The sequence below is a fragment of the Sphingobium cloacae genome (genome assembly GCF_002355855.1).
Classification (GTDB): Bacteria; Pseudomonadota; Alphaproteobacteria; order Sphingomonadales; family Sphingomonadaceae; genus Sphingobium; species Sphingobium cloacae.
In genome coordinates this window covers 2,258,116-2,282,428 of sequence record NZ_AP017655.1, presented here as the reverse complement: position 1 = coordinate 2,282,428, position 24,313 = coordinate 2,258,116, and the positions used below count along the sequence as shown (strand labels likewise).

The following is a 24,313-nucleotide window of genomic DNA, read 5'->3' as shown; positions in this document are numbered from 1 at the left end:
TGCTCCTGTCCCTGTTATGTTCTCATCCTATCGCAATGCCGGAGCCGCGCAGCCCGACTTTCCTCCAATTTGGGGAGAAAGCCGGCTCCTTACGCAGCCGGCGCGACATTTCATCCAAATCGGACTCTTTTTTCCTATCGGCTAGGAAGCGGTGCGGCGGGCGAAGTCGATATAGAGTTCGCGAAGCCGCATCGCGACCGGCCCGGGAATGCCCGATCCGATGGTCTGGCCGTCGATCCGCACGACCGACTGGCAGAGCGTGGAGGCGCTGGCGATGAAGGCCTCGCGCGCGCCGATGGCTTCCGCCACGGTGAAGGGCCGCTGTACGACCTTGAGGCCGCTTTCCTCCGCCAGCACGGTCAGTGCCGCGCCGGTGCATCCCGCCAGTACCGCATGGGAATAGGGACGCGTGACGATCCCTTCCCCGGTCAGGATGAAGGCGGTGGAGGAGGCGCCTTCGGTCACGAAGCCGTCCTCCACCATCCAGGCCTCCTGCGCGCCCGCCGCCCTGGCGGCTTGCTTCGCCATGGCTTGCGCCAGCAGCATCACGCTCTTGATGTCGCGCCGCTTCCAGCGCAGGTCGGGCATGGTCGCGACGCTGATGCCGGTGCGGACGGCGGGCACGTCGAGAAAGGGCTTGTCCTGCACGAACATCACCAGCGTGGGCCGGATCGCGGCCGACGGCAGGAAATCGCGGGTGGCGTCCGCGCCGCGCGTCAACTGGAGGTAGACCAGTCCTTCGCCCAGGCCGTTGCGCGCGACCAGATCCTTCTGCGCCGCCTCGATCTCCGCCGGGGGGATGGGCAGGGACAGGCCGATTTCGCCCGCCGACCGTTCCAGCCGTGTCAGATGCGCCGCGCTGTCGACCAGATGGCCGTCGATCACGGCGGCCACTTCATAGATGCCGTCGGCGAAGAGAAACCCCCGATCGAGCACGGAGACCTGGGCTTGCGCCAGGGGAAGGAAACGACCGTTCAAATAGGCGACGGACATGGGAAAGCGATGGACCTCCGACGGTGGCGATGGCCAGCGATGTCGCCGCTTCGCGGGCGAGGGTCAAGGGGGGAACCACATAATGCATCGCCTGCGCGGCGCGCCGAGACGAACAGGGGGTAGCCACCCCCGCAAAGTTGAGAGGAATGGCAGCTTCGGGCCGGAAATGGACGTCCCGATCCTCCCGTCAGGAGGGCGTCGCATAAAGGTGGAGGACCCCTATCAGGATGGCATTATCCTCCGTCTGGCCTGCGGCCAGCCATTTCCCCTTATAGGGGATTGAAGGGCGGAAATCCGTTCGACCCGTCATCCGGATCAGGGTTGCGGCATCGCCATCAAGCCGCCTTGCCCTGCAACGCCTTTTGCCGCCGCCGCTGGACGGAAGAGCCGATGCCCATCGACTCGCGATATTTGGCGACGGTGCGGCGGGCGATGTCCATCCCCTTGGCGCGCAGCAGGTCGACCAGCGTGTCGTCGGACAGGATCGCCTGCGGGGCTTCGGCGGCGATCAGCGCCTTGATGTGGCTTTTCACCGCCTCGGCCGAGACGGCACCGTCGCCATCGGCCGCCGCCACGCCGCTGGTGAAGAAATATTTGAGTTCGTAAAGGCCGCGCGGACAGGACAGATATTTGTTCGACGTGACGCGGCTCACCGTCGACTCATGCATCTCGATGGCTTCGGCCACGGCCTTGAGCGTCAGCGGCTTCAGATGCGCGACGCCCTTGTGGAAGAACTCCTCCTGCTGGCGCACGATCTCGCTCGCGACCTTGATGATGGTCCTTTGCCGTTGGTCCAGCGCCTTCACCAGCCAGTTGGCGCTGGCGAGGCAATCGGCGAGCCAGCTTTTCGCTGCCTTGTCCTGCGCGCCGCCCGACAGTTCGACATAATAGCTGCGGTTGATGAGGACGCGGGGCAGGGTGGCGCCGTTCACCTCGATCGCCCAACCCTCCTTGGTCGGGTTGACGAACAGGTCCGGCGTCACCGGCGCGGCGCGATCCCCGCCGAATCGCAGGCCGGGCTTGGGATCGTAGCCGCGCAGTTCGCGGATCATGTCGGCCATGTCCTCCTCGTCCACGCCGCAGATGCGGCGAAGCTGGGGCAGCGCGCCCCGCGCCAGCAGGTCGAGATTGGCGAGCAGCTTCGCCATGCAGGGGTCGTAGCGGTCGGCCTCCTTCGCTTGCAGGGCGAGGCATTCGGATAGCGAGCGCGCGCCGACGCCTGTGGGATCGAAGCTCTGGATCACGCCCAGCACCCGCTCCACATCATGAAGCGGTACACCCAGCGCATGCGCGGTTTCCAGCAGGTTCGCCTCCAGATAGCCTGCCTCGTCGATCTGGCCGATCAATTGCGTCGCGATGAGGAGGTCCATGCCGGACAGGTGCGATCCCGCCTGCTCCATCAGATGTTCCTGAAGCCCCGGCTCCGGGTTGGCGAAGCTGTCGAAATCGGGCGCTTCGCCGCTATAGCTGGATGCCATATCGCCGCTGCCCGACCCGACCGCCTGCGCGGCCATGCGGTCGCCGGGGCCATCATCGATGAAGGTTTCGGTGCTGTGGTCGACGTCGAGGGGGGAGTCCGTTTCGCCCAGCCCCTGCCCGATCAGCGTGTCGGCCTCGCCGATGTCGGCGGAGAGGGTCGGCTGTTCGACTTCACGGTCCACGCCGTCGGCGGGCGCGAAGCGGTCATCCTCCCCACCGCCGGATTCGAGCAGCGGATTCTTCTCCAGTTCGCCCGCGACGAAGGCCTCGATCTCCAGATTGGAAAGCGCCAGCAGCTTGATCGCCTGCTGAAGCTGCGGCGTCATGACGAGCGACTGGCTTTGCCGCAGATCGAGGCGGGGGCCGAGCGCCATCAGTCTGTTCCAGTGCCTTGAAGGCAGGAAAGGGAAAGGCGCCCGATCATGTCACAGCGAGAAATTCTCGCCCAGATAGAGCCGCCGCACTTCGGCATTGGCGACCAGTTCGGTGGGGCTGCCGGTGAAGAGCACCTGCCCGCCATAGATGATGCAGGCGCGGTCCACGATCTCCAGCGTTTCGCGGACATTATGGTCGGTGATGAGGACGCCGATACCCCGCGTCTTCAATTGCTTCACAAGGTCGCGGATGTCGGCGATGGACAGCGGATCGATGCCCGCGAACGGTTCGTCCAGCAGGACGATGGAGGGATTGGCCGCCAGCGCGCGCGCGATCTCGCAGCGGCGGCGCTCGCCGCCCGACAGCGCCATGGCGGCGGAATCGCGCAGGCGCATCAGGCCGAATTCGTCCAGCAGCTGTTCGAGGCGCGCTTCGCGGGCGCTCTTGTCCGGCTCGGCCAGTTCCAGCACCGCGCCGATATTCTGCGCGACGGTGAGGCCGCGAAAGATCGACGTTTCCTGCGGCAGATAGCCCAGGCCCAATATCGCCCGGCGATACATGGGAAGGCCGGTGATGTCCTGCCCGTCGAGGATGATGCGCCCATGATCGGGCCGGACAAGGCCCATCACCGAATAGAAGCAGGTCGTCTTGCCCGCGCCATTGGGGCCGAGCAGGCCGACGACCTCGCCCTTGCCCACCGTCAGCGACACGTCGGTCAGCACGGCGCGCTTGTCATAGCTCTTGGCGATGGAGATCACCGACAGGCCGTCGCTCACCTCCTGCGGCACAGGAGGCGCTTCGGCCGCCTTGTTTTCCATGATCGTCACATCGTCCATCCGTCCGTCCTTGCGGCCACCAGGGTTAATCGCCCGTTATCGTCGATCCGAAATGCGGCAATTGGCAAGCTTTGTGCATGTCAGGATCGCGGGGGCAAGCGGAAAAATCACCGGCCGCCCCGGACATGGGATGGAAATGGCCATTCTCTCCGCTTTCGCAAGACCGCCGCCGCTTTCGAATCGCGTTCGGCGCGGCCATGATCGCATCCGCCCCAAAAGTCCCCGGCGCCGGTTGCGCGGGAAGCGGCTTCATTTTAATTGCCTTCGCTTTTGCCGGCGATAGGATGACGGCGGCCGCGCGCCGTTGCGCTGCGCCGGCCATGGATGAGGGGGAAGGCCGCATATGGCGATCGCAACGGGCGGGGAGCCTTCCGCTTCCCGGCAAGGAACGGGAACCGCCGCGCGCGGCCTTGCCGGTTTCGTCTTCGCGCTGTTCTTCGTGTTCGGCGGCATCACCAGTCTCAACGATGTGCTGATCCCCAAGCTCAAGGACCTCTTCACCCTCACCAACGCGCAGGTGCTGCTGGTCCAGTCGGCTTTCTTCGCGGCCTATTTCCTGATCTCCATCCCCGCCTCCGCGCTGGTGCACCGCTTCGGTTACATGCGCACGGCCGTGATCGGACTGCTGGCGATGACCGCGGGGTGCCTGCTGTTCATCCCGGCCGCCGGGTCCGGCCTGTTCGGCGCCTTCCTCTTCGCGCTGTTCGTGCTGGCGAGCGGGATCACCATCGTGCAGGTGGTCGCCAACCCGCTGATCTCCATGCTGGGCAAGCCGGAAACCGCGTCCAGCCGTCTCACCTTCGCGCAGGCGTTCAATTCGCTGGGCACCACCGTCTTTCCCTATGTGGGGTCGATGCTGATCCTGGGCAGCATCGCCACGACCGATCCCGCCACCCTCACGGGCGAGGCGCTGACCGCCTTCCGCGCGCAGGAGGCGCGGGTGGTCGTCCACACCTATATCGGCCTTGCCGTCGCGCTGGTGATCGTCGCGCTGGCGGTCTGGTTCCAGCGCGGGAAGCTCCGCGAAACGCGCGCCGCGAAGATGAACGTCGCCGCCGCTTTCGGCCTGCTGTCGCGGCCGCGCTTCGCCTTCGGGACGCTGGGCATCTTCCTCTATGTCGGCGCGGAGGTCACCATCGGCAGCCTGATGGTGCTCTATCTGGTGCAGTCCAGCACGCTGGGCCTGGATCTGGAAAGCGCGGGCAAGCTGGTCGCTTATTATTGGGGCGGCGCGATGGTCGGCCGTTTCATCGGGTCGGCGGTGCTGCGCTTCTTCCCGCCCGGCAAGGTGCTGGCCTGCGTCGCGGGGGGCGCGGTGCTGCTGCTCGCCGTTTCGGCATCGACCGTCGGCGCGGTGTCGGGCTGGTCGCTGATCGCCATCGGCCTCATGAACGCGATCATGTTCCCGACGATCTTCAGCCTTGCCTGCGAAGGGCTGGGGCCCCGCGCGGCGGACGGGTCCGGCGTGATCTGCATGGCGATCGTGGGGGGCGCGATCCTGCCGCCGATCGCCGGATGGGTGTCCGACGTGGCGACTTTGCGCACGGCGCTGGTCGTCCCGGCCATCGCCTATGGCCTGATCCTGCTGTTCGGCCTGTTCGCCACCCGCCCGGTCGCGCCGATCGAGGTTGCCGAAGCGACGCGGTGACGGGAAAACCGTCATGGTTTCGTCATTCCCGGGACATGATCGGATGCGTAAAGTGATCCTGCCGCCCCTGGTTTCTGGAGAGGATGTGCCCCTCGTGCCGAAAAATGCGACTGGCCGTCCCTGGCTCAGCATCTTGATCCCGGTCTACAATGTCCTGCCCTGGCTGGAGGACTGCCTTTCGTCGGTCTTCTCCCAGATCGAGGGGGATGAGGGGATCGAACTGATCCTGCTGGACGACCGGTCGACGGATGGGTCGGCGGAACTGGCCGAGGCGCTGATCGCCTCCCACGGCGGGCGGGCCCGGCTGCTCCATCATGCGGAGAATCGGGGTCTCAGCGCCGCGCGCAATTCCATGGCCGATGCCGCCGCCGGAGATTATGTCTGGTTCCTCGATTCCGACGATGCGCTCCTGCCCGGCGCGATCGGCGCCTTACGGGAAATCGTCGAGGGTTGCCGGCCGGACGTGGTGCTGTGCGACTATGCCTGTAGCGGCGGGAAGGTGCATGCCACTTTCGAGGGTCCGGCGCGGCAGTTCCGACTCGGGACGGAGGCGCTGGTGGCGGGCATATTCTCCCGGCGGCGGCTCCATGCCTGGTCGCGCGTCTGGAAGCGCGAGGTGCTGGAGGGCGTCCGCTTCCCCGAAGGCGTCTATTTCGAGGACATGGCCACCATTCCCTGGTTGCTGCTCAGGGCGGAAAGCTATTATTATGCGGCCCAGCCATGGGTCTTCTACCGCTCGCGCCCCGGCAGCATCCTGGCGCAGGTCCGCGCGGATTGTGACTATCGGCGCGACGATGAACTGGCCGGAGCGATGGCGGGCTTCCGCGAGGAACTGGTTCGCGTGCTTCCCGGCGTGTCGCAGGAAACCAGGCGGCTGGTCGCGCTCTTCCTGGCGCGCGAATATGTGAAGCTGGGCAAGAGGCTGCTGCGCGTGCGGCGGCGGCAGCGGGTCCTGCATCTGCTGCGCGGCGACCTCAGCCGCTACCGGAAAAAGATGGAGGCTGCCTCGCCCCTGCCTTTTGCGGAAATCGCCGCCTGTCATGCCCGCAAGGGGGAACTGGTCCGCTGGGCGGCGCTCTGCTTCTTCCTGGCCCTGTCGCGCCATATGTGGCGGCTGGTGCCGGGGGCGGCGCATTGACGCGCCGCCTTTTGCGGTGACCTCAGACGACGAAGGCGTTCTTCACTTTCCTGAGGCGCAGCGACAGGCCGATATAGAAGACGCCGACCACCAGCGCGAAAATGCCGATCATCCAGGCGACGGTCACAAGGCCCGCCAGCGGATAGCCGATCAGCAGCACGCCGAGGATGACGGAGGCGAGGCCGCTCAAAGCCAGCATCCATTCGTTGCTGATCGCCTTGCGCAGCCGGATCGCGCCGACGATCTGCAGGATGCCCGTCGCGATCAGCCATGCGGCCAGGAAGGTGAGCAGGCCGAAGGCGGTGACGGCGGGCGCGAAGAAGGTAAGCAGCCCCGCCGCCACGCCCAGCAGCCCCACCAGCCCCATCCACCAGCGCGATCCCGCGACCGCCCGCTTCGTGACGAAGGCCGTGGCGATGGCGAAAATTCCGTCGACAAGGGCGAACGCGCCCCACAGCAGCACGATCGACAGCAGCGACAAGGCGGGCCACAGGAATGTGAGGACGCCAAACAGGATCGCCGCGATCCCGCGCAGCAGGACCAGCCACCAATTGTCGGTCAGCCATGCGATATCGGAAAAGCTTCCGAGACTGGCTTGATTCGTCATGTCGGTTCCCCTTCTGCAAGGACGGAGCATGTTATAGGACAAGCCGGATCATCGGAGGACGTCCACGCAATGACGGGTCCGAAGGGAAGATAAATCAAGCCGATCATATTGCAAAGCCGCCATTTTGCGATGGCGGATTTCGCCTTTCCTTCTTCCTTGAGGGGGAGAGCGCGCTCTCCCATCTCCATTCTCACCCAGCCGCCTTCTCCCATGGTCGGCCCGCGCGCTCCTCAAGAATCGAAGGCGCGCCTTCAGCCAGCCGCTCGAAACGCCTGGCCATGCCTTCGCAACAGCAGCGTGGCGCACAGGCCCGGCCGATTGTCCGACAGTTCGATACGGCCCTGGTGAAGCCGTCCTACCGCTTCGGCCAGCGACAGGCCGAGACCCGATCCGGACTTGCTGCGCGACGGGTCCAGCCGCCCGAAACGCTTGAGCGCCGCGGCGCGCTGTTCCTCCGCTATGCCCGGGCCGTTGTCCGCCACGCTGATCGCCAGCCATGCGCCTTCCTCGCGCCGCTCCGCCGACAGGGTGATGTGGTCGCCCCCTTCCGCATGGGTCAGGGCATTGTCGATGAGGTTGGCGAGCGCCTGGCTCACCAGTTCGCGATGCAGCGGGAAGGGCGGCATGTCCGGCGCGTCGATGGAAAGCGCGAAGCCGCTATCCTCCACCAGCGGCCCATAGACTTCCCCCAGATCGCGCAGCAGCGCGCCGATGTCGGTCTCCAGCAGCCGGTCGCCGCCGAACCCTGCCTCCGTCCGGCTGATGAGCAGCGCGGTGGACAGCATGGATTGCAGCGCGCGCGCTTCGCGATGCACCTTTTCCAGCGCGTCGAGCGCCATGTCGTCCCTTGTCTGCGCGCTCGCCTGTTCCACTACGGAGATCAGGCGCGTGACCGGCGATTTGAGGTCATGGGCAAGGCCGTCCGTCATCATCCGCAACTGCGTCACCAGCGCGTCGATCCGCTCCAGCATGGCGTTGATCGACTGGCCGAGCCGGTCGAAGGCGTCGGCGCTGCCGTCCGTTTCCACCCGCCGGTCGAGCGCGCCCACCGCGACGGCATTGGCGGTATCGGCGATGGCGGACACCTGCCGCGCCAGCACCCGGCCCAGCAGGATAGCGATCCCCAGCGTCAGCGCCAGCGTCATGACGAAGGCGATGCTGAGCGCCTCTTCATAGATGCGCGACAATTGCAGGCTGTTGCTGGTCGCGATCCCGGTCAGCAGGCGACCGCCGCCCGGCAGGCTGTCCGCCCTCACGCCGATGGGTTCGGGCCGGTCGTTGCCGACGCGATAGAGGTCGATGGTCTGCCATGGGCTGTCATAGGGGATGGTGGCGGGCCATGCTCCCAGATTGCCGATCAGCACCCGTCCCCGCGCGTCGGTGAGGAGAAGGACGATCCGTTCCCCCCGGACGGTCGAGAGCCGCCCCTTGATCGCCCGTTGCAGCGCGGGGAGGCCGCGCGCGCGCTGCACCCGCAGCAGTTCGTCGCGCAGGCCTTCGACCGTCCGCCGGTCCGCCGCGACCACCGCGCGCTGGCTCGCCTGCTGCACGAACAGCAGCACGCCGCCGCTGACGAGGAACTGGCAGAGGAAGGCGAGCCCGACGAAACGCCCGATGGTCGACCGCGCGAAACCCCGCAGGCGGGCGGCGGCGCTGCTATTTCTCGGCGCCAAGCCGGTATCCCATGCCGCGCACCGTATGCAGCAGCGGACGGTCGGACCCGTCATCCAGCTTGCGGCGCAGGCGGCTGACATGCACGTCGATCACATTGGTGCCGGGATCGAAATGATAATCCCATACTCCCTCCAGCAGCATGGTGCGGGTCACCACCTGGTCGGGATGGCGCAGGAAGAATTCCAGCAGGCGGAACTCGCGCGGTTGCAGCTCCACCGCCCGTCCGCCGCGCTTCACCCGGCGGGAAAGCAGGTCCATCTCCAGATCGTCGTGGCGCAGCATCGTCACGACCGCGCTTCCCCCCTGTCCGCCCCGCGCGCGGCGCAGCAGCAATTGCACGCGGGCGAGCAGTTCGGCGAAGGCGAAGGGCTTGGTCAGATAATCGTCCGCCCCGCCGGTCAGCCCTTCCACCCGGTCCTCCGGCGTGCCGAGCGCGGACAGGATGATCGCGGGCGTTTCGATCCCCGCCGCGCGCAGGGCCTTGAGCATCGACATGCCGTCCATGGCGGGCATCATCCGGTCGAGGATGATCGCGCCATAGCTCCCGTCGCTGGCGAGGAACAGGCCGTCGCGGCCATTGTCCGCCCGGTCGACGGTGAAGCCCGCCTCGCTCATGCCCCTGGCGACATAGTCGGCGGTGGCGGCATCATCTTCGACGACGAGGATTTTCTGGCTCATTTCCGCTCATCCGGCAGTTGGAACGTCACTTTCCGCATGGCTCCCCCATGGCGCAGCGCCAGATGGATGCTGCCCTGCGGATGCTGTAACAGATAGGCGGCCGCCTGATCCAGCGATCGCACCGCCCGCCCGTCGATTTGCACGATGTCGTCGCCCACCGCGAAGCCCAGCCGCCGGGCCTGCCCGTCGGAGGCGAGGCTGGTGACGATCAGGCCCGATCCGCCCGCCTGCGCGTTGGCCAGCGTCACGCCGGGCAGGACATGCCCCTGCGCGGCGGCCTGTCCCGCATGGCTGCCGGTGGCGCGGCGGGCGTGGAGGAAGAAGGCGGCGCTCATCCCCAGCGCCCCGGCGGCCAGGCAGGCGAGCGCGACTCCGGTCGCCGCCCTGTTCCGCCTGTCCCGCACGGTCATGCGGCGCGCCATCGCTCGGGGGACGGAGCCTCGCCCGCCGCCATGGCGACGCGGCCCGACCGCTCCAGCTTGCCCCACCCAACGACCCAGCCGCCAATGGCCGAAGCGATGGCGCGTACGACCACCCAATACATGATCTGGCGATAGACGAAGCGTTGCGCGACCAGCAGATGCGGCGGATAGCGGGCCTCGCCGCCATCCAGGCGATAGGCGACCCAGCCGCAGGCGACATCGATGGCGGTAAAGACCAGCCAATAGACGCCCATGGTCCACACGTCGCCGCTGGTCTGCGCCCAGCCATGCTCCTGCACCCGCACCGCCGTCGCCGCGATGGACAGCAGCAGCGCCAGGTCGATGAGGGGGGAGATCGCCGCGAAGATAATCTGGAACAGCCACGCCTGCGGCATCCCGACCAGCGCCAGACCGGTGGGCTTGCGTTCGCGCAGCACGCCCGCATGTTTCCACAGGCATTGCAAGGTGCCGAACGCCCAGCGGTAACGCTGCTTCGCGAGCGCGCGGAAGCTTTCGGGCGCTTCGGTCCATGCGACGGCTTCGGGATCGTAGGTGACGCGCCAGCCCGCGCGCTGGATCGCGATGGTGAGGTCCTGGTCCTCGGCCAGCGTATCTTCGGGATAGCCGCCCACCGCGTCCAGCGCCGCGCGCCGCCACGCGCCGACCGCGCCGGGCACCACCGTCATCGCGTCGAAGCCCGCCAGCGCCCGCCGTTCCAGATTCTGCGCCGTGATATATTCGACCGCCTGCCAGCGGGTGACGAGGTTGACGCGATTGCCCACCCGCGCGTCCCCCGCCACCGCGCCGATGGCGGGATCGGCGAACCAGCGGACAAGCCGCGCGATGGTCGTCGGCTCGAACTGGGTGTCGGCGTCGAGCGCGATGACGACCTCCCCCGTCGCATGGGCGAGCGCGCGGTTCAGCGCCCCTGCCTTGCCGCCATTGTCCAGCGTCAGCAGCGTGACGCGCGGATCGCCGGCAAAGGCATGGGCGACGATGGCGCTGGTCGCGTCCTTCGACCCATCATCGGCAACGATCAGTTGCAGGCCGGGATAGTCGCTCGCCAGCACGCGCCGCACTGACGCCTCGATCACGCGGGCCTCATTATAGGCCGGGATGATGACCGACACGCTCGGCCGATGGACCGGCGGCTCCGCCCGGCGGCGGCGCGACTGGAAGGCGGCGAGCGCGGCCATCAGCACCGCCCGCGCGATCCCCAGCGAAATGGCGAGGGTGAACATCCAGCCCAGCAGCGTGCTGAACGCCGCCAGCGTGATGAAGGCGGCCACGTCGATCCGCACCGCCATCAGGTCGGTGGGCTGCACCGGCGGCATCGCGGCCTCCGGCGACAGGCCCGCGAGGCGCGAGACGGGGACGAAGCTGTACCCTTCCGCCCGCAGCGCCGCGATGATGCGGGGCAGGGCGGCGACCGTCTGCGACCGTTCGCCGCCGCCGTCATGGAGCAGGATGATGTTCTCCGAACGGTCGGGCGTTGCCGAATGGACCTGATCCAGCACCTGTTTCACGATGGCGTCGGTGCCGGGCCGCTGCCAGTCATTGGGATCGACGTGCAGCCCCACCTCCGTATAGCCCGCTTTCTGCGCCGCCAGCGCGGGCTCCAGTTCGTCCGCCGTGGTGGGTTCGGCATCCCCGAAATAGGGCGCGCGGAACAGCTTCATGCTGCGTCCGGTATAGGCCTGCACCAGCCGCTGCGTGGCGTTGAGCTGCAACCGCGTCCCCCGTTCGGACCATGTGGCGAGGTTGGGATGGGCATAGGTGTGGTTTCCGATCTCGCTGCCGTCCGCGACGATGCGTCGCAGCAGCGCGGGATGCTCCAGCGCATTCTCCCCGATGACGAAGAAGGTGGCGGGCGTATGCGTCCGCTCCAGGATGGAGAGGATTTTCGGCGTCCATGTCGCGTCCGGCCCGTCGTCGAAGGTCAGCGCCAGCATCTTGGCCTGCTGCCCGCCGGTCCGCCGCACCTGATAGGGCGTGGGGAGAGCGCCATAGCTTTCCCGCACGATCATGTCCCGCGGCCCGAAGGCGATGGCGCGGCTGCCTTCGGTCGGCGTGGCGGTGATCCGCAATATCTCGCCATTCCCCTCGACATCGGTGTTGAGCATGCTGGAGATGCGGCGCAGGTCCGGCCGCCCGCCCCGGCGGAAGGCGGTGAGGTCGGACCAGAAGCCGGGGTCCTCGCTGCCCAGCCGCCACAGCGCCACGCTGGCGACGCCCAGCCGCCGGAGCGCGAGCATCTGGTTCCAGGTCGCGGCGGCGTCCAGCATCCAGATCTGGTGCCGCTGGCCGCTTTCGTCATAGGCGAAGCCCGCATTGCCGCTCGCGGGATCGAAGGCGACGGGCGCGTCGCTGTCATGCGCGGCCAGCCATGCCTCGTCCAGCGACAGCGCGTCCGCCGTCCCGCCATGCCAGTCATAGCCATAGCTGCCCAGCGCGACGATCAGCTTGTCCGGCCCGACCCGTCGCATCGCCTCTTCGACCTGTCCCGCGAACCAGGGCTGCGCGGCGATGGGGCCTGCCTCCCCGCCCTGCCAATGCTGGTCATAAGCCATGAAGATCAGCCGGTCGGCGGCATGGGCCAGCCGCTGCAAGGGCCAGCCGTCCCCCGCCGGAACGGTGAGCGCCAGCGTCGCATGGGTCGGCATCGCGGCGCGCAGCATGGGAAGGAAGCGCAGATAGTCGCGCAGCGATCCGGGCGGCAGGGCCTCGATGTCCATGACCAGCCCGCCCATCCGGTGCCGCGCCACATAATCGCCCAGACGCGCCGCGAGCAGGCGGCTGGCCCGCTCGTCGTGCAACAGCCGCGCCATGCCAGCGCCGTCCCATCCGTCCGCGCCGACATTCTGGACCATCGGCAACAGCCGGGGCGGACGGGGCATGGCGGCGATCATCTGCGACAGGCGCGGGTCGCCGACGAAATGCGGAGCCGCCGAGGGACCCGATACCGTCACCAGCGCGGGCACGATCCAGTCCAGTTGCCCCACATGCCGCCGCAGCGAAGCGATGCTGCCTTCATCGTCGGGCACGTAGAAGCCGACATTGAGCGGCTTCGCCTTTTTGCGCGCGACGGGCCAGTCGGGCAGCCATTTCGCGATGTCGCGATGCACACGCGAAAGGCCGGACAGGCGCGCGGCATGGGGCTGGGGCAGCGGCAGGGCCAGATCGCCCTCGGACGGCACGGCGATCAGCGTGGAGGCGAAGGCGATGGCCGCCATGACGATGGCCGCCAGCAACGCCGCCAGCGCCCGCCGCGCCCACAGGCCCCGCCGTCCGGTGGGATCGAAGAAAATCGGGCTTGTCATCTCGTGGTTCGCGCGCGCCTGTCCCTGTTGCCGCCAGCCATAGAGGGGCGCGCCTGCTGCGGTGATGATCCGATGATGAAATCTTGGTCATGATCGGCAACCGTCTTTCGCGGCCTCGCCTTCGCCTGTTCCGGCGGGACCGGCGATCTGCTACCGCTGGGCTTTTCATCCGGGCCGGGAGCAGCCATGAGCGTCGTCGCCGCCTATCTCTACAGCGCGGGAAAGCCGGTCGAACCCGTCTCGCTCGACCATGCGCCGGTGATCCACAACCCGTCCGACTTCGTATGGATCGGGCTGGTGGAGCCGTCCGAGGAGGAACTGCGCACCCTCCAGGACAATTACGGCCTGCATCCGCTGGCGGTCGAGGATGCGCTGAAAGCGCACCAGCTCCCCAAGGTCGATGTCTATGGCGATCAGCTCTTCGTCGTCGCGCGCACCGCCCATCTGGAGGGCGACAGGATCTGTTACGGCGAAACGGCGATCTTCGTGGGGCCGAACCACATCATCTCCGTGCGTCACGGCTCCGCCCGCGCCCATACCGAATTGCGCGCGCATCTGGAGGCGGCCCCCTCGCTGCTCAGCCATGGCGTCGACTATGTGCTGCATGCGATCCTCGATTTCATCGTCGACGGCTATCTGCCCATCGTCGAGACTATCGAGGAGGAGGTGCTGGCGATGGAGGACCGGGCGCTTGACACCTTCCTGGAGCGGGACGACATCATGCGCATCTTCCACCTGCGCCGGGAACTGATCCGCTTCCGCCGCATCCTTGGCCCCATGTCGGAAATGGCGAGCAGGCTCGTCCATCTCGACCTGCCCTGCCTCGACGCGCAGGTGCGGCCCTATTTCAAGGACGTGTACGATCATGTGCGGCGGGTCGAGATCATGGTCGAAAATCTGCGCGAAGTGCTGACATCGGTGTTCGAGGTCAGCCATTTGCTCGAATCCCAGCGTCAGGGCGCGACCACGCGGCAACTGGCAAGCTGGGCCGCGATCCTCGCCGTGCCCACCGCGATCGCGGGCATCTACGGCATGAACTTCCACAACATGCCCGAATTGCGGACGCATTACGGCTATTTCGTCGTCCTGACGGTGATGGCGAGCATCTGCACGCTGCTCTACTTCCGCTTCAAACGGGCCGACTGGCTTTAAGGATGGGCGGGTGGCCTGCAAAGGCTGGTTTGGGGCAATTGTTGCCGTTCCTTCACCCCGTTCGGGCTCAGGGCGAACGGGCGTGGATGTCTGGAACCCACAAATGAAGCACATGGCTGGGTCTAAACAGACCGTCCGCCTTCCACCCTGACGCACCACCCCTCGACACCGGCTTGGCAAGCTGCATAATCCCTCGGCCTCGCCTGTCCCTCCATCCGTCCAGATATGAGTGCCTGCCCGTTGATGCCACTTCCCATCGTCCTGCGTTTCCTGCTCCCGATCCTCGCCCTGCTTCCCGGCCTCGCTTTCGCGCTTCCGGCCAATCGCCCGACGCCCGGTTATACGCGGGTAGCGATCGAAACCTCCATGGGCACGATCGTCGTCGCCACCGACGATCGCCGCGCGCCGCGCACATCGGCCAATTTCCTCGCCTATGTGGATGACGGCCGTTTCGACGGCGTGACCTTTTACCGCGCGGCACGGCGCAGGAGCGCGCCGGAACTGGGACTGATACAGGGCGGCATCGACACGGATGCCCGCCGCGCCCTGCCGCCCATCCCGCATGAGCCGACGACGAAGACGGGCATCCGCCATCTCGACGCCACGCTGTCGATGGCGCGGCCCAACCGCCCGGATTCGGCCATGGGCAATTTCTTCATCACCGTGGGACCGACGCCCAATATGGACGCGGCGGGCGATTATATCGGCTATGCCGCCTTCGGCCATGTCGTCGCGGGCATGGACGTGGTGAAGCGCATTCTGGCCGTGCCGACCTGCTGCGGTTCCGGCCCGATGCGCGGGCAGATGATCGTGAAGCCGGTCCGCATCATCCGCGCCAAAAGGCTGGACGGAATCCCGCGCCCGACCGGCAAGGTGAAGCCCTGGCTGATCGGGATCAACCGCCCGAAGGCGAAGTGAGGCGGATCAGTTCTTGCGCTGCGGCACGGTGAAGGTGCCCGATACGCGTCCGCCGGAGCCGCCCGAAACCCCCGGCGCGGCGCCGCCGCTGGATCGGCCGTCCACCGTCGAAAGCCCGCTGTTGAGGTCCATCACCAGCCGCCCGCCGGTCAACCGGTTCGCGCCCTGCGTCAGCGCCACATTGCCCAGCATGGTGATGAGCCGCTTGTTGAGGTCATAGATGGCGACGTTGCCGCGCGCGGTCTGGTTCGCTTTCGTCACGACGACATTGCCCGACGCGTCGATCCGGTCGACCTCCACGCCGCTGCCGGTATTGCCGGTGCTGTTGCCCGGCGTCTGGCGGTAGGCGACGGTCATGCGCGCCGCGTTCAGTGTCATGCCCGCCTGCGTCACGACGACATTGCCCGACACCACCACGCGGTCGGCGCGGTCCTGCACCTCGATCCGGTCGGCGGAGAAGTTCACCGGCGCGTTGCTGTCGTGATTCTTCATCACCTGCGCGCCCGCGCCTGCGAAGATGGCGCTCCCGGCGCCGATCGCGCCCAGCGAAAAGAGGATGACGGTCCGTTTCATCAATTCCGCCCTTTGAGGCCATTTTGCTCGATGCGCAAGCTCGCCCTGCCGTTCAGCGTCACGGTGCGCGCATTGAGGTCCGCTTCCAGGTGGTCGCCGCTGAAGGTGCCGATGGGGATGCGCCCGTCGACCCGCCCCGCGCTCTGGAGCCGGCGGGACTGGAGGTCGACGCCCACGTCGCGGGTGGTCATGCGATAGCCGCCCGCCGATTCGAACTGCACCGGCCCGATGATGCCGACCCGCTCATTGTCCATATTATACTGGCCTTTTTGCGCGCTCAGCACGGCGGGGCCGTCCGACAGCAGGATGCGCGCCGACAGGTCGTTGAGGTCCACCACCGGCTCGCGCGAGCTTTTCTGCACCGCCGATCCGGCGCGCAGGGAGAAGGGCTGGCCCTTGCCGTCCTCGCCCCGGTAGAGCGCTTCGCTGAGGCGCATCCGCTCATGCGCGATCTCGACCTTGTTCTTGTCGAGCAGGAAACTGACCGTGCTGCCGCCGGTGAAGGGCGCGGTCGCCAGCAGCGCGGCGAGCACGCCCACCGCGACCGGCAGCCAGTTTTTCAGCGTTTTCACCAGCCGGTCGTGGCTGCCGCCCGGACGCGCCCAGTGGCGGCGCGCATGGCGTTGCTGTTCGGCCTGGATCGACATGGGCGGCGTGTCTCCCGATTCGCGTTACATATGGGCGAAGATGTCGATCTCCGGCCACCCGGCCAGGTCCAGCTGCGCCCGGTGAGGGAGAAAATCGAAACAGGCCTGCGCCAGTTCCATCCGTCCTTCGCGGATCAGCCGCTTGTCCAGTTCCTCTTTCAGCAGGTGCAGATAGCGCACGTCGGACGCGGCATAATCCTTCTGCGCGTCGGACAGGACGGGCGCCCCCCAGTCGGAGCTTTGCTGTTGCTTGCTGATCTCCTGCCCCAGCAATTCGCGCACCAGTTCCTTGAGACCATGCCGGTCGGTATAGGTCCGCACCAGCCGCGAAGCGATCTTGGTGCAATAGGCGGGCGCGGCGGTAACGCCCAGATAATGCTGGATCGCGGCGATGTCGAAACGCCCGAAATGATAGAGTTTCAGCCGTTCCGGGTCCGCCAAGACGGCTTTCAGGTTCGGCGCCGCATAGGTGCTGCCGGGGTTGAAGCGCACCAGATGCTCGTCCCCCCGCCGTCGCTGATCTGGACGACGCACAGCCGGTCGCGCGGGGTGATGAGGCCCATGGTTTCGGTATCGACGGCGACGGGGCCGGGGGCAAGGACGCCTGCGGGCAGGTCCTCTTCATGGAAATGAACGGTCATGATGTCCCTCTATGGCGAAAGAGGCGGGATCGCAATCGACGCTTTCATTCCGCCCCTGTTGAAATGCGGGCTGGCGGAATATGAAGCGTTGCAGGCTAAAATCATTCGCGCTCCCCTGAAAAGTTGATATAGTGATTCCCAAACCGCGTTGATGCGGTGGATTCTGCATGTCATTTCGCCCGGCATGTCTGTCCGATTTTACATTTGGGCGAAGCGAAAGTGACCAACAGGGCATGAGTTTTGATAAAGGTCGCCGCGGCGGGCGCGGCAAGGACAAGCGCGACGGTTTCGGCGAAGACAGTTTCTACGAAGGTAGCCGCGGCGGTTTCGGCGGTGGCGGCTTTGGTGATCGCGGCGGCTTCGGCGATCGAGGCGGTTTCGGCGGTGATCGCGGCGGCTTCGGTGGTGGCGGTGGCGGCGGCGGCGGGTTCCGCGGCGCCGGCGGCGGTGGTGGCGGCTTCGGCGGCGGCCGTGGCGGCATGCCTGCGCAGGTGGTCGGCGAAGGCACGGGCGTCGTCAAGTTCTTCAACGGACAAAAGGGTTTCGGCTTCATCGTTCGCGATGACGGCGGCGAAGACGTGTTCGTGCATATCAGCGCGGTTGAACAGGCGGGCCTCACCGGTCTGGCCGAAGGACAGCCGCTCGGCTTCACTCTCGTCGATCGCGGCGGCAAGGTGTCGGCGACCGACCTCAAGATCGAAGGCGAGCCTCTTCCGGTCGAGGAACGCGCCCCGCGCGAACCGCGCGCCGGCGGCTTCGGCGGTGATCGCGGCGGCGACCGCGGCCCGCAGCGCCAGCTCACTGGCGAGCGCGCCAGCGGTACGGTCAAATTCTTCAACGCGATGAAGGGCTTCGGCTTCATCCAGCGCGATGACGGTCAGCCCGACGCCTTCGTGCACATCAGCGCGGTCGAACGCGCAGGCATGGCCGCCCTCAACGAAGGCGACCGTCTCGACTTCGAACTGGAAGTCGATCGTCGCGGCAAATATGCGGCGGTGAACCTGCAAACGAAGGCCGACTGACGCTTCGTCATCCTGCCGTCAGGATGGAAAATGAGAAAAGGGTCGCCTGCCCGGCGGCCCTTTTTCTTTTGAGGGTTGCGGAGCTTGCAAGCCGCACGCCCATGACGTTCTTGGGTGGTTAGCGGACGGTCTGCTTTTTCACGGCGTACCTTAATTATAGGTGTTCCAGATACCCACCCCCGTTCGCCCTGAGCTTGTCGAAAGCTCTGCGTCTCCTTTCGTTCGGTAGAAGGCCCTTCGACGCCGCCTGCGGACTGCTGCAAGCAGTCAGTCGAAGGGCTCAGCCCGAACGCGGGAATGGGTGTCGGCGAATACCGAAACCCGCCATCGCAGGACGGCGACATACCCCCTCAAAGAAAAAGCCCGCCGATCCGATGACCGGCGGGCCTGAAGCTAAGGTGCGACCCAAAGGCTTCAATATTGCACGGTGACAGTCACCGCGCGGCGGTTCTGGGCCCATGCGGATTCGTCCGAACCCAGTGCGGCGGGACGTTCCTTGCCATAGCTGACGGTCGTGATGCGGCCGGGATCGATGCCCAGCGAGGCGAGGTAATTCTTCGCGGCATTGGCGCGGCGCTCGCCCAGCGCGATATTATAGTCGCGGGTGCCGCGTTCGTCGGCATGTCCCTCGATCGTCACGCGCACATTGGGGTTCTGCTGCAACCACGCCGCCTGGCTTTGCAGCGTCGCCTGGTCTTCCGCATCGACATCATATTGGTCGAGCCCGAAGAAGATGCGGTCGGAGGAAACCGAGGCGATGAAGTCCTCCTGGCTGCCCTTGACCGGACCGCCCGGCGTGGCCGGACCCGTCGCGCCCGTATCGCCGCCGGGCGCGGGCGGCAGTTCTGCCGGGGGTTTCTTGGAGCAGGCGGCAAGCGCGATGACGGCGGTCGCCATCAAAAGGGGCCGGGACAGTTTCATCGGGGTCTCCTCAGTCGTTTAAACCACCCGCGAAGGCAGGCGTCATGCTTGGTGAACTTCGTTACGCTGTCAAGACGATGCGGTTCCGTTATCCACAGAAAATTGCTCAGGGGAGCAAAGGTCCCCAAGCCGGGTCGGACCCGCTGAGCGGCGTCGGGATGCGGCGTTCGTTGACCCCGGTCAGGTCGACCTGCCACACCTGACTGGTGCCCTGACGGCCCGCCGTGGTGCGGAAGAATTGCAGCACGCGGCCGTTGGGCGACCATGTGGGCTGTTCGTCCTGCCAGCCGTTCGTCAGGATGCGCTCATTGTCGCCATTGGGCGTCATCACCGCGATCTTGAAGCCGCCCGACAGCTTGGTGAAGGCGATGAGGTCGCCGCGCGGGCTCCATTCGGGCGTCGCATAACGGCCGCCCCCATGGCTGATCCGGCGCTGGCCCGATCCGTCCGCGTTCATGACATAGATCTGCTGCCCGCCCGAACGGTCGCTTTCGAACACGATCTGCCGCCCGTCCGGGGAATAGCTGCCGCCCACATCGATGCCGGGCGTGTTGGTGAGGCGCACCGGCGTGCCGCCATTGGCCGACACGCGATAGATGTCGGTATTACCCGCCACCGCCATGGAAAAGAGGATGTTGCGGCCGTCGGGCGACCAGCGCGGCGCGAAGGTCGGGTTGTTGCTTTCCGTCACCAGCCGCTGCTTGCCCGTGCCGATGTCGTAGATGTAGATGCGTACCCGGCTGCCCAGATAGCTCACATAGACGATCGACTTGTAGTCGGGCGAGAAGCGCGGGGTCAGCGCGATCGACTGGCCGTTGGTGATGAAGCGGTGGTTCGCGCCGTCCGAATCCATGATGGCGAGCCGCTTGGTCCGGTTCCCCTTGGGTCCGCTTTCCGCGATATAGGCGATCCGGCTGTCGAAGAAGGGGCTTTCGCCCGACAGGCGCGCATAGATGGCGTCGGCGCATTTATGCGCGGCGCGCCGCCAGTCGCGCGGCGCGACGACATAGCCCTGCCGCGTCAGTTCCTGCTTCAATGCCACGTCGTAGAGATAGCAGCCGACGGTGATGTCCGCCTCTCCGCCCGTGGTCCGCACGAAGCCCTGCACCAGCGCCTGCCACGCCCCCCATTTCTCATATTGGGGAAAGGTGACTTCGGAAAAGCCCACGGCGGGCAGGCCGCCCGGACCCGAAGGGTCGAACAGGCCGGAGCCCTTGAGGTCCGACGCGATCACCTCCGCGATCTTGCGCCCCAGTTCGTTGGAGGAACCGGCGGGCGTGGACACTTCGGTCTGCGCGGGGAGGGCGGGGACGGCGATCTTGAGATTGCTCTCGATCTCGCCGGTCACGTCGACCGAAAGCTGTGCCAGCGCGGGCGCGGCGGTGAAAGCGAGCAGCGTGGCCGCCGCCATGCTGAGGCGGCGCATCAGGGTCGTCATCATCGGTTAAGCCTCGCGTCAAAGCGGAGTGGCTTCAGCCATTTCCACTGTTCATAATATTCGGGCGGCAGGTTCTTGAAGGGCGACGCCAGCTTCACCGCCTGGATGGCGCGCTCGGCGTGGAGCTGCGCCTGCGGACGGTTGCTCGCGGTGACGCCCAACTGGTCGATCACCTCCGGCGTGCCGATCACCCGGCCATTCTTGTCCAGCCGCACTTCGAGCAGCGTCACCAACTGATCCGCGTCCGCGCCCGAAGGCGGACGCCAATGCGGCTTCAACTGGCGGCGCAGTTCCGCGTCGAGCGCCGCCTTCTGCTGCGGCCCCATGGCGGAAGCGGCGGGCGCGCTGGGACGCGACCGGGTTTCGGAAGAGGTGTCGATGCCCTTGAGGAAGTCGTTCCCCAGCAGCGACCCCTTGGGCTTGTCCGCCTTGCCGCTGCCCGACGCGCGGGCGGGCGCGTCCTTCTTGGGCGGAGCATCGCTCTTTTTCGGCGTGGAAGAAGCGGCCGCCGGTTTGCTGGGCTTGGCCGGAGCGGGCTTTGCCTTGGCGGGCGCGGGCTTTTCGGGCGCGGGCTTCGGTTTGGGCGCGGCCTTGGGCACGTCCTTCTTGGGCGGTGCAGGCTTGGGAACCGGAGCGGGCTTGGGCGTTTCCTTCTTCGGAGGCGTCGGCGCGGGCTTGGGCGGCGCGGGCGTGGGTTCGGGCGCAGGCGCGGGTTCAGGCTCCGGCGCGGGAGCGGCGTCCTCGGTCGGGCCCTTTTCCGGCGCCTCGCTGGGCGGAGGCGGCTCGGTCGAGATGCGCGGCGCGGTCGATTGCAGCGCCACCTCGTCCACCAGGCTCACGTCCATCGGCGGGGAATTGAGCTTGAGCGGATTGGGCGTGGCCAGGAAACCGGCCGACAGCAGGCCGAACAGCAGGACATGTCCCGCCGTCGCGACGCCCAGGCCGATTTTTTCCGCGCGCTCCATCCCTTGAGAACCTATGAACCCTATTCTGAACCGTCGCTGACATCCGCCGGCGCGTTGCCGCCATTCTCCGCGCCGGTGCTGACCAGCGCGACCTTGTTCAATCCCGCCCGGTTCAGCTCGCCCATCACCCGCATCACCCGTCCGTAATCGAGCGCCGTGTCGGCGCGCAGGAAGATCTGCGGCGGCTCCGGCTGGCCCGCATGGGCGGACATGATCTCGGCAAGGCGGCCCGGAAGGTCGGCGTCGCTGATCTGCGTTTCGTCGATATAGAGCCCGCCGTCGCGGTCGATGGACACGACCGTCGGCTTGGCGTCCTGATCCAGCCCCTTGGCGCGGGTTTCGGGCAGGTTCACCGGCACGCCCGTCACCAGTAGCGGCGCGGTCACCATGAAGATGATGAGCAGCACCAGCATGACGTCGACCAGCGGCGTCACATTGATGTCCGCCATCGGCGCGCGCCCGCGCCCCCGGCGGCTGGATGGACCGGACATGGCCATCAGCGCGCTCCTCTTTTCAGAATAGCATCCGGGACATATCTCACCGCTGCGTCTCCAGTTCACGGCTCAGCGTCGAATAGAAGCCGTCCGCGAAGCGCGACAGGCGGGTTTCCAGCCGGTTGATGCCATGGCTGAACCGGTTGTAGGCGATGACCGCCGGGATCGCCGCGAACAGGCCGATGGCGGTGGCGAACAGCGCCTCCGCAATGCCCGGCGCGACCACGGCCAAGCTGCTCTGCTGCTCCGCCGCGATGGCGGTGAAGGCGCGCATGATGCCCCACACCGTGCCGAACAGTCCGACGAACGGCGCGACCGATCCGATGGTGGCGAGGATATTGAGCCGGTCCGACAGCCGGTCCACTTCCGCCGCGATGGTGCTGTTCATCGCCGTGTGCAGCCGGTCGCGCGTTCCGTCGCGGTCGATCACCTTCTGCGCGGTGGAGCGGCGCCACTCGGAAACGCCTGCCGCCATCACCTTGGCGGCGGGGAACTCCGCCTTGCCGCGCGCTTCGTAGAAGCGGTCGATATCCTCCGCCTTCCAGAAATCGCTTTCGAAGGCGTTGCTCTGCTTGCTCGCCCTTCGCAGGGTGAAGCTGAACCCGATGATCATCGCCCAGGTCCAGATGCTGGCCAGCAGCAGGCCGACCATCACCCCCTTCACGACGATGTCGGCCTGAAGGAACAGATGGAGCGGCGATATGGTGGCGTTGGCGGCAACGGCGCCCATTGCGCCGACGGCGGGCATGGCAAGGCTCATGGGTGGATGTCTTCCCCTCTCATCAGGCGGCTGAAAATGTCGGTCCAGGGCTTGGGCTGCCTGCGCGGGCGGCCCTGGGGCGTCAGGAAGGCGACGGACACATCGCCCTGCGTCAATATTTCCTCGCCCCGCATGACTGTCTGCTGAATGGAGCAGGTGGCGGCGCTGACGTCCGCCACGCGGCTCACCACGGTCAGGTCGTCGTCCAGGCGCGCGGGGCGGCGGTAGCGGATATGCAGGTCGGTGACGGCATAGACGCCTTCGCCCTCCTCCAGCGCGGCCCGCTGGCCGATGCCCGCGATCCGCAGCATGTCGGACCGGGCGCGCTCCATGTAGCGCAGATAATTGGCGTGGTAGACCAGGCCCGACAGGTCCGTATCCTCGAAATAGACGCGCAGGGGAAAGCGATGCTCTCCAGCGGCGAAACGGCCGGACGCAGGCGCGGACAGGGAAGGCGCATCGGGCGCGTCGGAAATCATGTCCAGCCTTTAACCATCATCGGCGGGCGGCGCAAAGCAGGAAAATGCCGCCGCCCCCCCGTCCCGCCCGCGCCATGGGGCTGTCCGTCCTGCTTCCTTCGCGCCAGAGCATTTTCAAGTCGGCCGTTTACGGTCGACGGCTCGGAAAATGCGGCATGGAAAGACCGGAGCGTTTTCACTCATGGGAAAACGCTCTAGGGGAATGGCGACAGGCTGATTCAGGCGGAAGGATTTGAGGCAATCATGACGGATATTCGCACCGTGGGCGTCATCGGCGCCGGGCAGATGGGCGCGGGCATCGCGCAGGTTTCGGCGCAGGCGGGCTATGACGTGATCCTGTCCGACATCGACCTCGCCCGCGCGGAAAAAGGTCTTGCGGGGATCGCGAAGCTGCTGGCGAAGGGCGTGGAAAAGGGCAAGATCGCGCAGGTCGACGCCGACGCCGCGCTGGCCCGGATCAAGCCCGCGGGCGACGTGGCTCCGCTGGCCGATGCGCAACTGGTGATCGAAGCGGCGACCGAGCGCGAGGACATCAAGCGCGCGATCTTCGGCAATGTCGGGCCGCTGCTGGGCGCGGACGCGATCCTGGCGTCCAACACCTCCTCCATCCCGATCACGCGGCTGGCGCAGGCCGCGCCCGACGCCGCGCGCTTCGTGGGCGTGCATTTCTTCAATCCGGTGCCGGTCATGGCCCTGATCGAGATCATCCGCGGCCTCGCCACCGCGCCTGAAACCGTGGCGGCGATCGAGGCCTATGCCGTGAAGCTGGGCAAGCAGGTGGTCCATGCGTTCGACGCGCCGGGCTTCATCGTCAACCGCATCCTGCTGCCGATGCTGAACGAAGCCTGCTTCGCGCTGGGCGAGGGCGTCGCCAATGTGAAGGACATCGACACCGCGATCCAGTTGGGCCTCAACCATCCGATGGGTCCGCTGACATTGGCGGATTTCGTGGGGCTGGATACCTGTCTCGAAATCTGCAAGGTGCTCTATTCGACCACGGGTGATCCCAAATTCCGCCCGGCGCCGATGCTGGTCAAATATGTCGAGGCGGGCTGGTACGGCCGCAAGACCGGCAAGGGCTTCTACGACTATTCGGGGCCGGAGCCTGTTCCTACGCGGTGAGGTCGATTGAG

General features: G+C 66.6%; 24 protein-coding genes and 1 pseudogene. 7 read left to right on the top strand and 18 right to left on the bottom strand.

Going from position 1 to position 24,313, the window contains the following annotated elements:
- Positions 1 to 141 precede the first annotated feature (141 nt).
- From SCLO_RS11385 to SCLO_RS23880, 4 genes are all read right to left on the bottom strand, one after another.
- Positions 142 to 993, bottom strand: a complete 852-nt coding sequence (locus SCLO_RS11385) for a D-amino-acid transaminase (RefSeq protein WP_066516835.1) — start codon at positions 991 to 993, stop codon at positions 142 to 144.
- 335 nt (positions 994 to 1,328) lie between these two features.
- Positions 1,329 to 2,846: an RNA polymerase factor sigma-54 gene (gene rpoN, locus SCLO_RS11380; RefSeq protein ID WP_066516834.1), complete on the bottom strand. Its 1,518-nt coding sequence runs from the start codon at positions 2,844 to 2,846 to the stop codon at positions 1,329 to 1,331.
- A gap of 51 nt (positions 2,847 to 2,897) precedes the next feature.
- Positions 2,898 to 3,683: an LPS export ABC transporter ATP-binding protein gene (gene lptB, locus SCLO_RS11375; protein WP_066516833.1), complete on the bottom strand. Its 786-nt coding sequence runs from the start codon at positions 3,681 to 3,683 to the stop codon at positions 2,898 to 2,900.
- Between the two features lie 25 nt (positions 3,684 to 3,708).
- Positions 3,709 to 4,005, bottom strand: a complete 297-nt coding sequence (locus tag SCLO_RS23880; protein ID WP_123905483.1) for a hypothetical protein — start codon at positions 4,003 to 4,005, stop codon at positions 3,709 to 3,711.
- A 21-nt stretch (positions 4,006 to 4,026) separates the two neighbouring features.
- On the opposite strand from SCLO_RS23880, the gene SCLO_RS11365 reads away from it, so the two are divergent.
- The gene (locus tag SCLO_RS11365; RefSeq protein ID WP_066516831.1) at positions 4,027 to 5,331 is read left to right on the top strand and encodes a sugar MFS transporter; all 1,305 of its coding nucleotides are present in this window, start codon (positions 4,027 to 4,029) and stop codon (positions 5,329 to 5,331) included.
- 43 nt (positions 5,332 to 5,374) lie between these two features.
- Positions 5,375 to 6,469, top strand: coding sequence for a glycosyltransferase family 2 protein (locus tag SCLO_RS11360; protein WP_066516829.1), 1,095 nt, complete (start codon positions 5,375 to 5,377; stop codon positions 6,467 to 6,469).
- A gap of 22 nt (positions 6,470 to 6,491) precedes the next feature.
- Here SCLO_RS11360 and SCLO_RS11355 read toward each other — a convergent pair whose 3' ends face one another.
- The 5 genes from SCLO_RS11355 to SCLO_RS11335 form a co-directional block, all read right to left on the bottom strand.
- Complete coding sequence (locus SCLO_RS11355; RefSeq protein ID WP_066516828.1) at positions 6,492 to 7,076, bottom strand: HdeD family acid-resistance protein; 585 nt, start codon at positions 7,074 to 7,076, stop codon at positions 6,492 to 6,494.
- A gap of 251 nt (positions 7,077 to 7,327) precedes the next feature.
- Positions 7,328 to 8,749, bottom strand: a complete 1,422-nt coding sequence (locus tag SCLO_RS11350) for a sensor histidine kinase (RefSeq protein ID WP_066516823.1) — start codon at positions 8,747 to 8,749, stop codon at positions 7,328 to 7,330.
- The gene (locus SCLO_RS11345) at positions 8,733 to 9,428 is read right to left on the bottom strand and encodes a winged helix-turn-helix domain-containing protein (protein ID WP_066516822.1); all 696 of its coding nucleotides are present in this window, start codon (positions 9,426 to 9,428) and stop codon (positions 8,733 to 8,735) included. The genes SCLO_RS11350 and SCLO_RS11345 overlap by 17 nt, the downstream gene beginning before the upstream one ends.
- Positions 9,425 to 9,838, bottom strand: a complete 414-nt coding sequence (locus SCLO_RS11340) for a PDZ domain-containing protein (protein WP_231923218.1) — start codon at positions 9,836 to 9,838, stop codon at positions 9,425 to 9,427. The genes SCLO_RS11345 and SCLO_RS11340 overlap by 4 nt, the downstream gene beginning before the upstream one ends.
- Positions 9,835 to 13,170, bottom strand: coding sequence for a glycosyltransferase (locus SCLO_RS11335; RefSeq protein WP_066516820.1), 3,336 nt, complete (start codon positions 13,168 to 13,170; stop codon positions 9,835 to 9,837). Before SCLO_RS11335 ends, SCLO_RS11340 begins: the two co-directional genes overlap by 4 nt.
- A 186-nt stretch (positions 13,171 to 13,356) precedes the next feature.
- Here SCLO_RS11335 and corA point away from each other — a divergent pair, with 186 nt between their 5' ends.
- Positions 13,357 to 14,322, top strand: coding sequence for a magnesium/cobalt transporter CorA (gene corA, locus SCLO_RS11330; RefSeq protein ID WP_066516818.1), 966 nt, complete (start codon positions 13,357 to 13,359; stop codon positions 14,320 to 14,322).
- Between the two features lie 243 nt (positions 14,323 to 14,565).
- Positions 14,566 to 15,240, top strand: coding sequence for a peptidylprolyl isomerase (locus tag SCLO_RS11325; protein WP_066516816.1), 675 nt, complete (start codon positions 14,566 to 14,568; stop codon positions 15,238 to 15,240).
- 6 nt (positions 15,241 to 15,246) lie between these two features.
- Here SCLO_RS11325 and SCLO_RS11320 read toward each other — a convergent pair whose 3' ends face one another.
- The 3 genes and pseudogenes from SCLO_RS11320 to SCLO_RS11310 all read right to left on the bottom strand — a co-directional run bounded on the left by SCLO_RS11320 (position 15,247) and on the right by SCLO_RS11310 (position 17,101).
- The gene (locus SCLO_RS11320; protein WP_066516815.1) at positions 15,247 to 15,813 is read right to left on the bottom strand and encodes an LptA/OstA family protein; all 567 of its coding nucleotides are present in this window, start codon (positions 15,811 to 15,813) and stop codon (positions 15,247 to 15,249) included.
- Positions 15,813 to 16,460, bottom strand: coding sequence for an LPS export ABC transporter periplasmic protein LptC (locus SCLO_RS11315; RefSeq protein WP_066516814.1), 648 nt, complete (start codon positions 16,458 to 16,460; stop codon positions 15,813 to 15,815). Before SCLO_RS11315 ends, SCLO_RS11320 begins: the two co-directional genes overlap by 1 nt.
- 24 nt (positions 16,461 to 16,484) lie before the next feature.
- Positions 16,485 to 17,101, bottom strand: a pseudogene (locus SCLO_RS11310) (ribonuclease D).
- Between SCLO_RS11310 and SCLO_RS24195 the strand changes: the two are divergent.
- Both SCLO_RS24195 and SCLO_RS24190 read left to right on the top strand, forming a co-directional pair.
- Positions 17,100 to 17,228 carry a hypothetical protein gene (locus SCLO_RS24195; RefSeq protein ID WP_255210231.1) on the top strand — a complete coding sequence of 43 codons (129 nt, stop codon included), beginning with the start codon at positions 17,100 to 17,102 and terminating at the stop codon, positions 17,226 to 17,228. The pseudogene SCLO_RS11310 and the gene SCLO_RS24195 overlap by 2 nt on opposite strands.
- A gap of 106 nt (positions 17,229 to 17,334) precedes the next feature.
- The gene (locus SCLO_RS24190) at positions 17,335 to 18,123 is read left to right on the top strand and encodes a cold-shock protein (RefSeq protein ID WP_066516811.1); all 789 of its coding nucleotides are present in this window, start codon (positions 17,335 to 17,337) and stop codon (positions 18,121 to 18,123) included.
- Between the two features lie 414 nt (positions 18,124 to 18,537).
- Here the strand turns inward: SCLO_RS24190 and pal are convergent, their stop codons facing one another.
- From pal to ybgC, 6 genes are all read right to left on the bottom strand, one after another.
- A complete protein-coding gene (pal, locus tag SCLO_RS11300; RefSeq protein ID WP_066516810.1) occupies positions 18,538 to 19,044 on the bottom strand; it encodes a peptidoglycan-associated lipoprotein Pal in 507 nt (168 codons plus the stop codon).
- 106 nt (positions 19,045 to 19,150) lie between these two features.
- A complete protein-coding gene (gene tolB / locus SCLO_RS11295; protein WP_066516809.1) occupies positions 19,151 to 20,485 on the bottom strand; it encodes a Tol-Pal system beta propeller repeat protein TolB in 1,335 nt (444 codons plus the stop codon).
- On the bottom strand, positions 20,482 to 21,447 hold the full coding sequence (locus SCLO_RS11290; protein ID WP_066516806.1) for a cell envelope biogenesis protein TolA: 966 nt from the start codon (positions 21,445 to 21,447) through the stop codon (positions 20,482 to 20,484). The genes tolB and SCLO_RS11290 overlap by 4 nt, the downstream gene beginning before the upstream one ends.
- Positions 21,448 to 21,467: 20 nt before the next feature.
- The gene (gene tolR, locus SCLO_RS11285; protein WP_066516805.1) at positions 21,468 to 21,944 is read right to left on the bottom strand and encodes a protein TolR; all 477 of its coding nucleotides are present in this window, start codon (positions 21,942 to 21,944) and stop codon (positions 21,468 to 21,470) included.
- Between the two features lie 40 nt (positions 21,945 to 21,984).
- Entirely contained in the window at positions 21,985 to 22,701 is a 717-nt protein-coding gene (gene tolQ / locus SCLO_RS11280) for a protein TolQ (RefSeq protein ID WP_066516804.1), read from the bottom strand.
- The gene (gene ybgC / locus SCLO_RS11275) at positions 22,698 to 23,180 is read right to left on the bottom strand and encodes a tol-pal system-associated acyl-CoA thioesterase (RefSeq protein WP_066516800.1); all 483 of its coding nucleotides are present in this window, start codon (positions 23,178 to 23,180) and stop codon (positions 22,698 to 22,700) included. The genes tolQ and ybgC overlap by 4 nt, the downstream gene beginning before the upstream one ends.
- 243 nt (positions 23,181 to 23,423) lie before the next feature.
- On the opposite strand from ybgC, the gene SCLO_RS11270 reads away from it, so the two are divergent.
- Positions 23,424 to 24,302: a 3-hydroxybutyryl-CoA dehydrogenase gene (locus SCLO_RS11270; RefSeq protein WP_066516799.1), complete on the top strand. Its 879-nt coding sequence runs from the start codon at positions 23,424 to 23,426 to the stop codon at positions 24,300 to 24,302.
- Positions 24,303 to 24,313: the final 11 nt, after the last annotated feature.

Bases quoted from the DNA above. Each gene is read 5' to 3' on its own strand.
- SCLO_RS24195 (WP_255210231.1), top strand. From the start codon at position 17,100: ATGATGTCCCTCTATGGCGAAAGAGGCGGGATCGCAATCGACGCTTTC.
- SCLO_RS11385 (WP_066516835.1), bottom strand. From the start codon at position 993: ATGTCCGTCGCCTATTTGAACGGTCGTTTCCTTCCCCTGGCGCAAGCC.
- tolB (WP_066516809.1), bottom strand. From the start codon at position 20,485: ATGATGACGACCCTGATGCGCCGCCTCAGCATGGCGGCGGCCACGCTG.
- SCLO_RS11315 (WP_066516814.1), bottom strand. From the start codon at position 16,460: ATGTCGATCCAGGCCGAACAGCAACGCCATGCGCGCCGCCACTGGGCG.
- SCLO_RS11320 (WP_066516815.1), bottom strand. From the start codon at position 15,813: ATGAAACGGACCGTCATCCTCTTTTCGCTGGGCGCGATCGGCGCCGGG.
- SCLO_RS24190 (WP_066516811.1), top strand. From the start codon at position 17,335: ATGAGTTTTGATAAAGGTCGCCGCGGCGGGCGCGGCAAGGACAAGCGC.
- SCLO_RS11340 (WP_231923218.1), bottom strand. From the start codon at position 9,838: ATGACCGTGCGGGACAGGCGGAACAGGGCGGCGACCGGAGTCGCGCTC.
- SCLO_RS11270 (WP_066516799.1), top strand. From the start codon at position 23,424: ATGACGGATATTCGCACCGTGGGCGTCATCGGCGCCGGGCAGATGGGC.
- SCLO_RS11345 (WP_066516822.1), bottom strand. From the start codon at position 9,428: ATGAGCCAGAAAATCCTCGTCGTCGAAGATGATGCCGCCACCGCCGAC.
- SCLO_RS11335 (WP_066516820.1), bottom strand. From the start codon at position 13,170: ATGACAAGCCCGATTTTCTTCGATCCCACCGGACGGCGGGGCCTGTGG.
- SCLO_RS11360 (WP_066516829.1), top strand. From the start codon at position 5,375: ATGCGTAAAGTGATCCTGCCGCCCCTGGTTTCTGGAGAGGATGTGCCC.
- SCLO_RS23880 (WP_123905483.1), bottom strand. From the start codon at position 4,005: ATGGCCGGCGCAGCGCAACGGCGCGCGGCCGCCGTCATCCTATCGCCG.
- tolQ (WP_066516804.1), bottom strand. From the start codon at position 22,701: ATGAGCCTTGCCATGCCCGCCGTCGGCGCAATGGGCGCCGTTGCCGCC.
- corA (WP_066516818.1), top strand. From the start codon at position 13,357: ATGAGCGTCGTCGCCGCCTATCTCTACAGCGCGGGAAAGCCGGTCGAA.
- pal (WP_066516810.1), bottom strand. From the start codon at position 19,044: ATGAAACTGTCCCGGCCCCTTTTGATGGCGACCGCCGTCATCGCGCTT.
- SCLO_RS11355 (WP_066516828.1), bottom strand. From the start codon at position 7,076: ATGACGAATCAAGCCAGTCTCGGAAGCTTTTCCGATATCGCATGGCTG.
- SCLO_RS11325 (WP_066516816.1), top strand. From the start codon at position 14,566: ATGCCACTTCCCATCGTCCTGCGTTTCCTGCTCCCGATCCTCGCCCTG.
- SCLO_RS11365 (WP_066516831.1), top strand. From the start codon at position 4,027: ATGGCGATCGCAACGGGCGGGGAGCCTTCCGCTTCCCGGCAAGGAACG.
- lptB (WP_066516833.1), bottom strand. From the start codon at position 3,683: ATGGACGATGTGACGATCATGGAAAACAAGGCGGCCGAAGCGCCTCCT.
- SCLO_RS11290 (WP_066516806.1), bottom strand. From the start codon at position 21,447: ATGGAGCGCGCGGAAAAAATCGGCCTGGGCGTCGCGACGGCGGGACAT.
- ybgC (WP_066516800.1), bottom strand. From the start codon at position 23,180: ATGATTTCCGACGCGCCCGATGCGCCTTCCCTGTCCGCGCCTGCGTCC.
- tolR (WP_066516805.1), bottom strand. From the start codon at position 21,944: ATGGCCATGTCCGGTCCATCCAGCCGCCGGGGGCGCGGGCGCGCGCCG.
- rpoN (WP_066516834.1), bottom strand. From the start codon at position 2,846: ATGGCGCTCGGCCCCCGCCTCGATCTGCGGCAAAGCCAGTCGCTCGTC.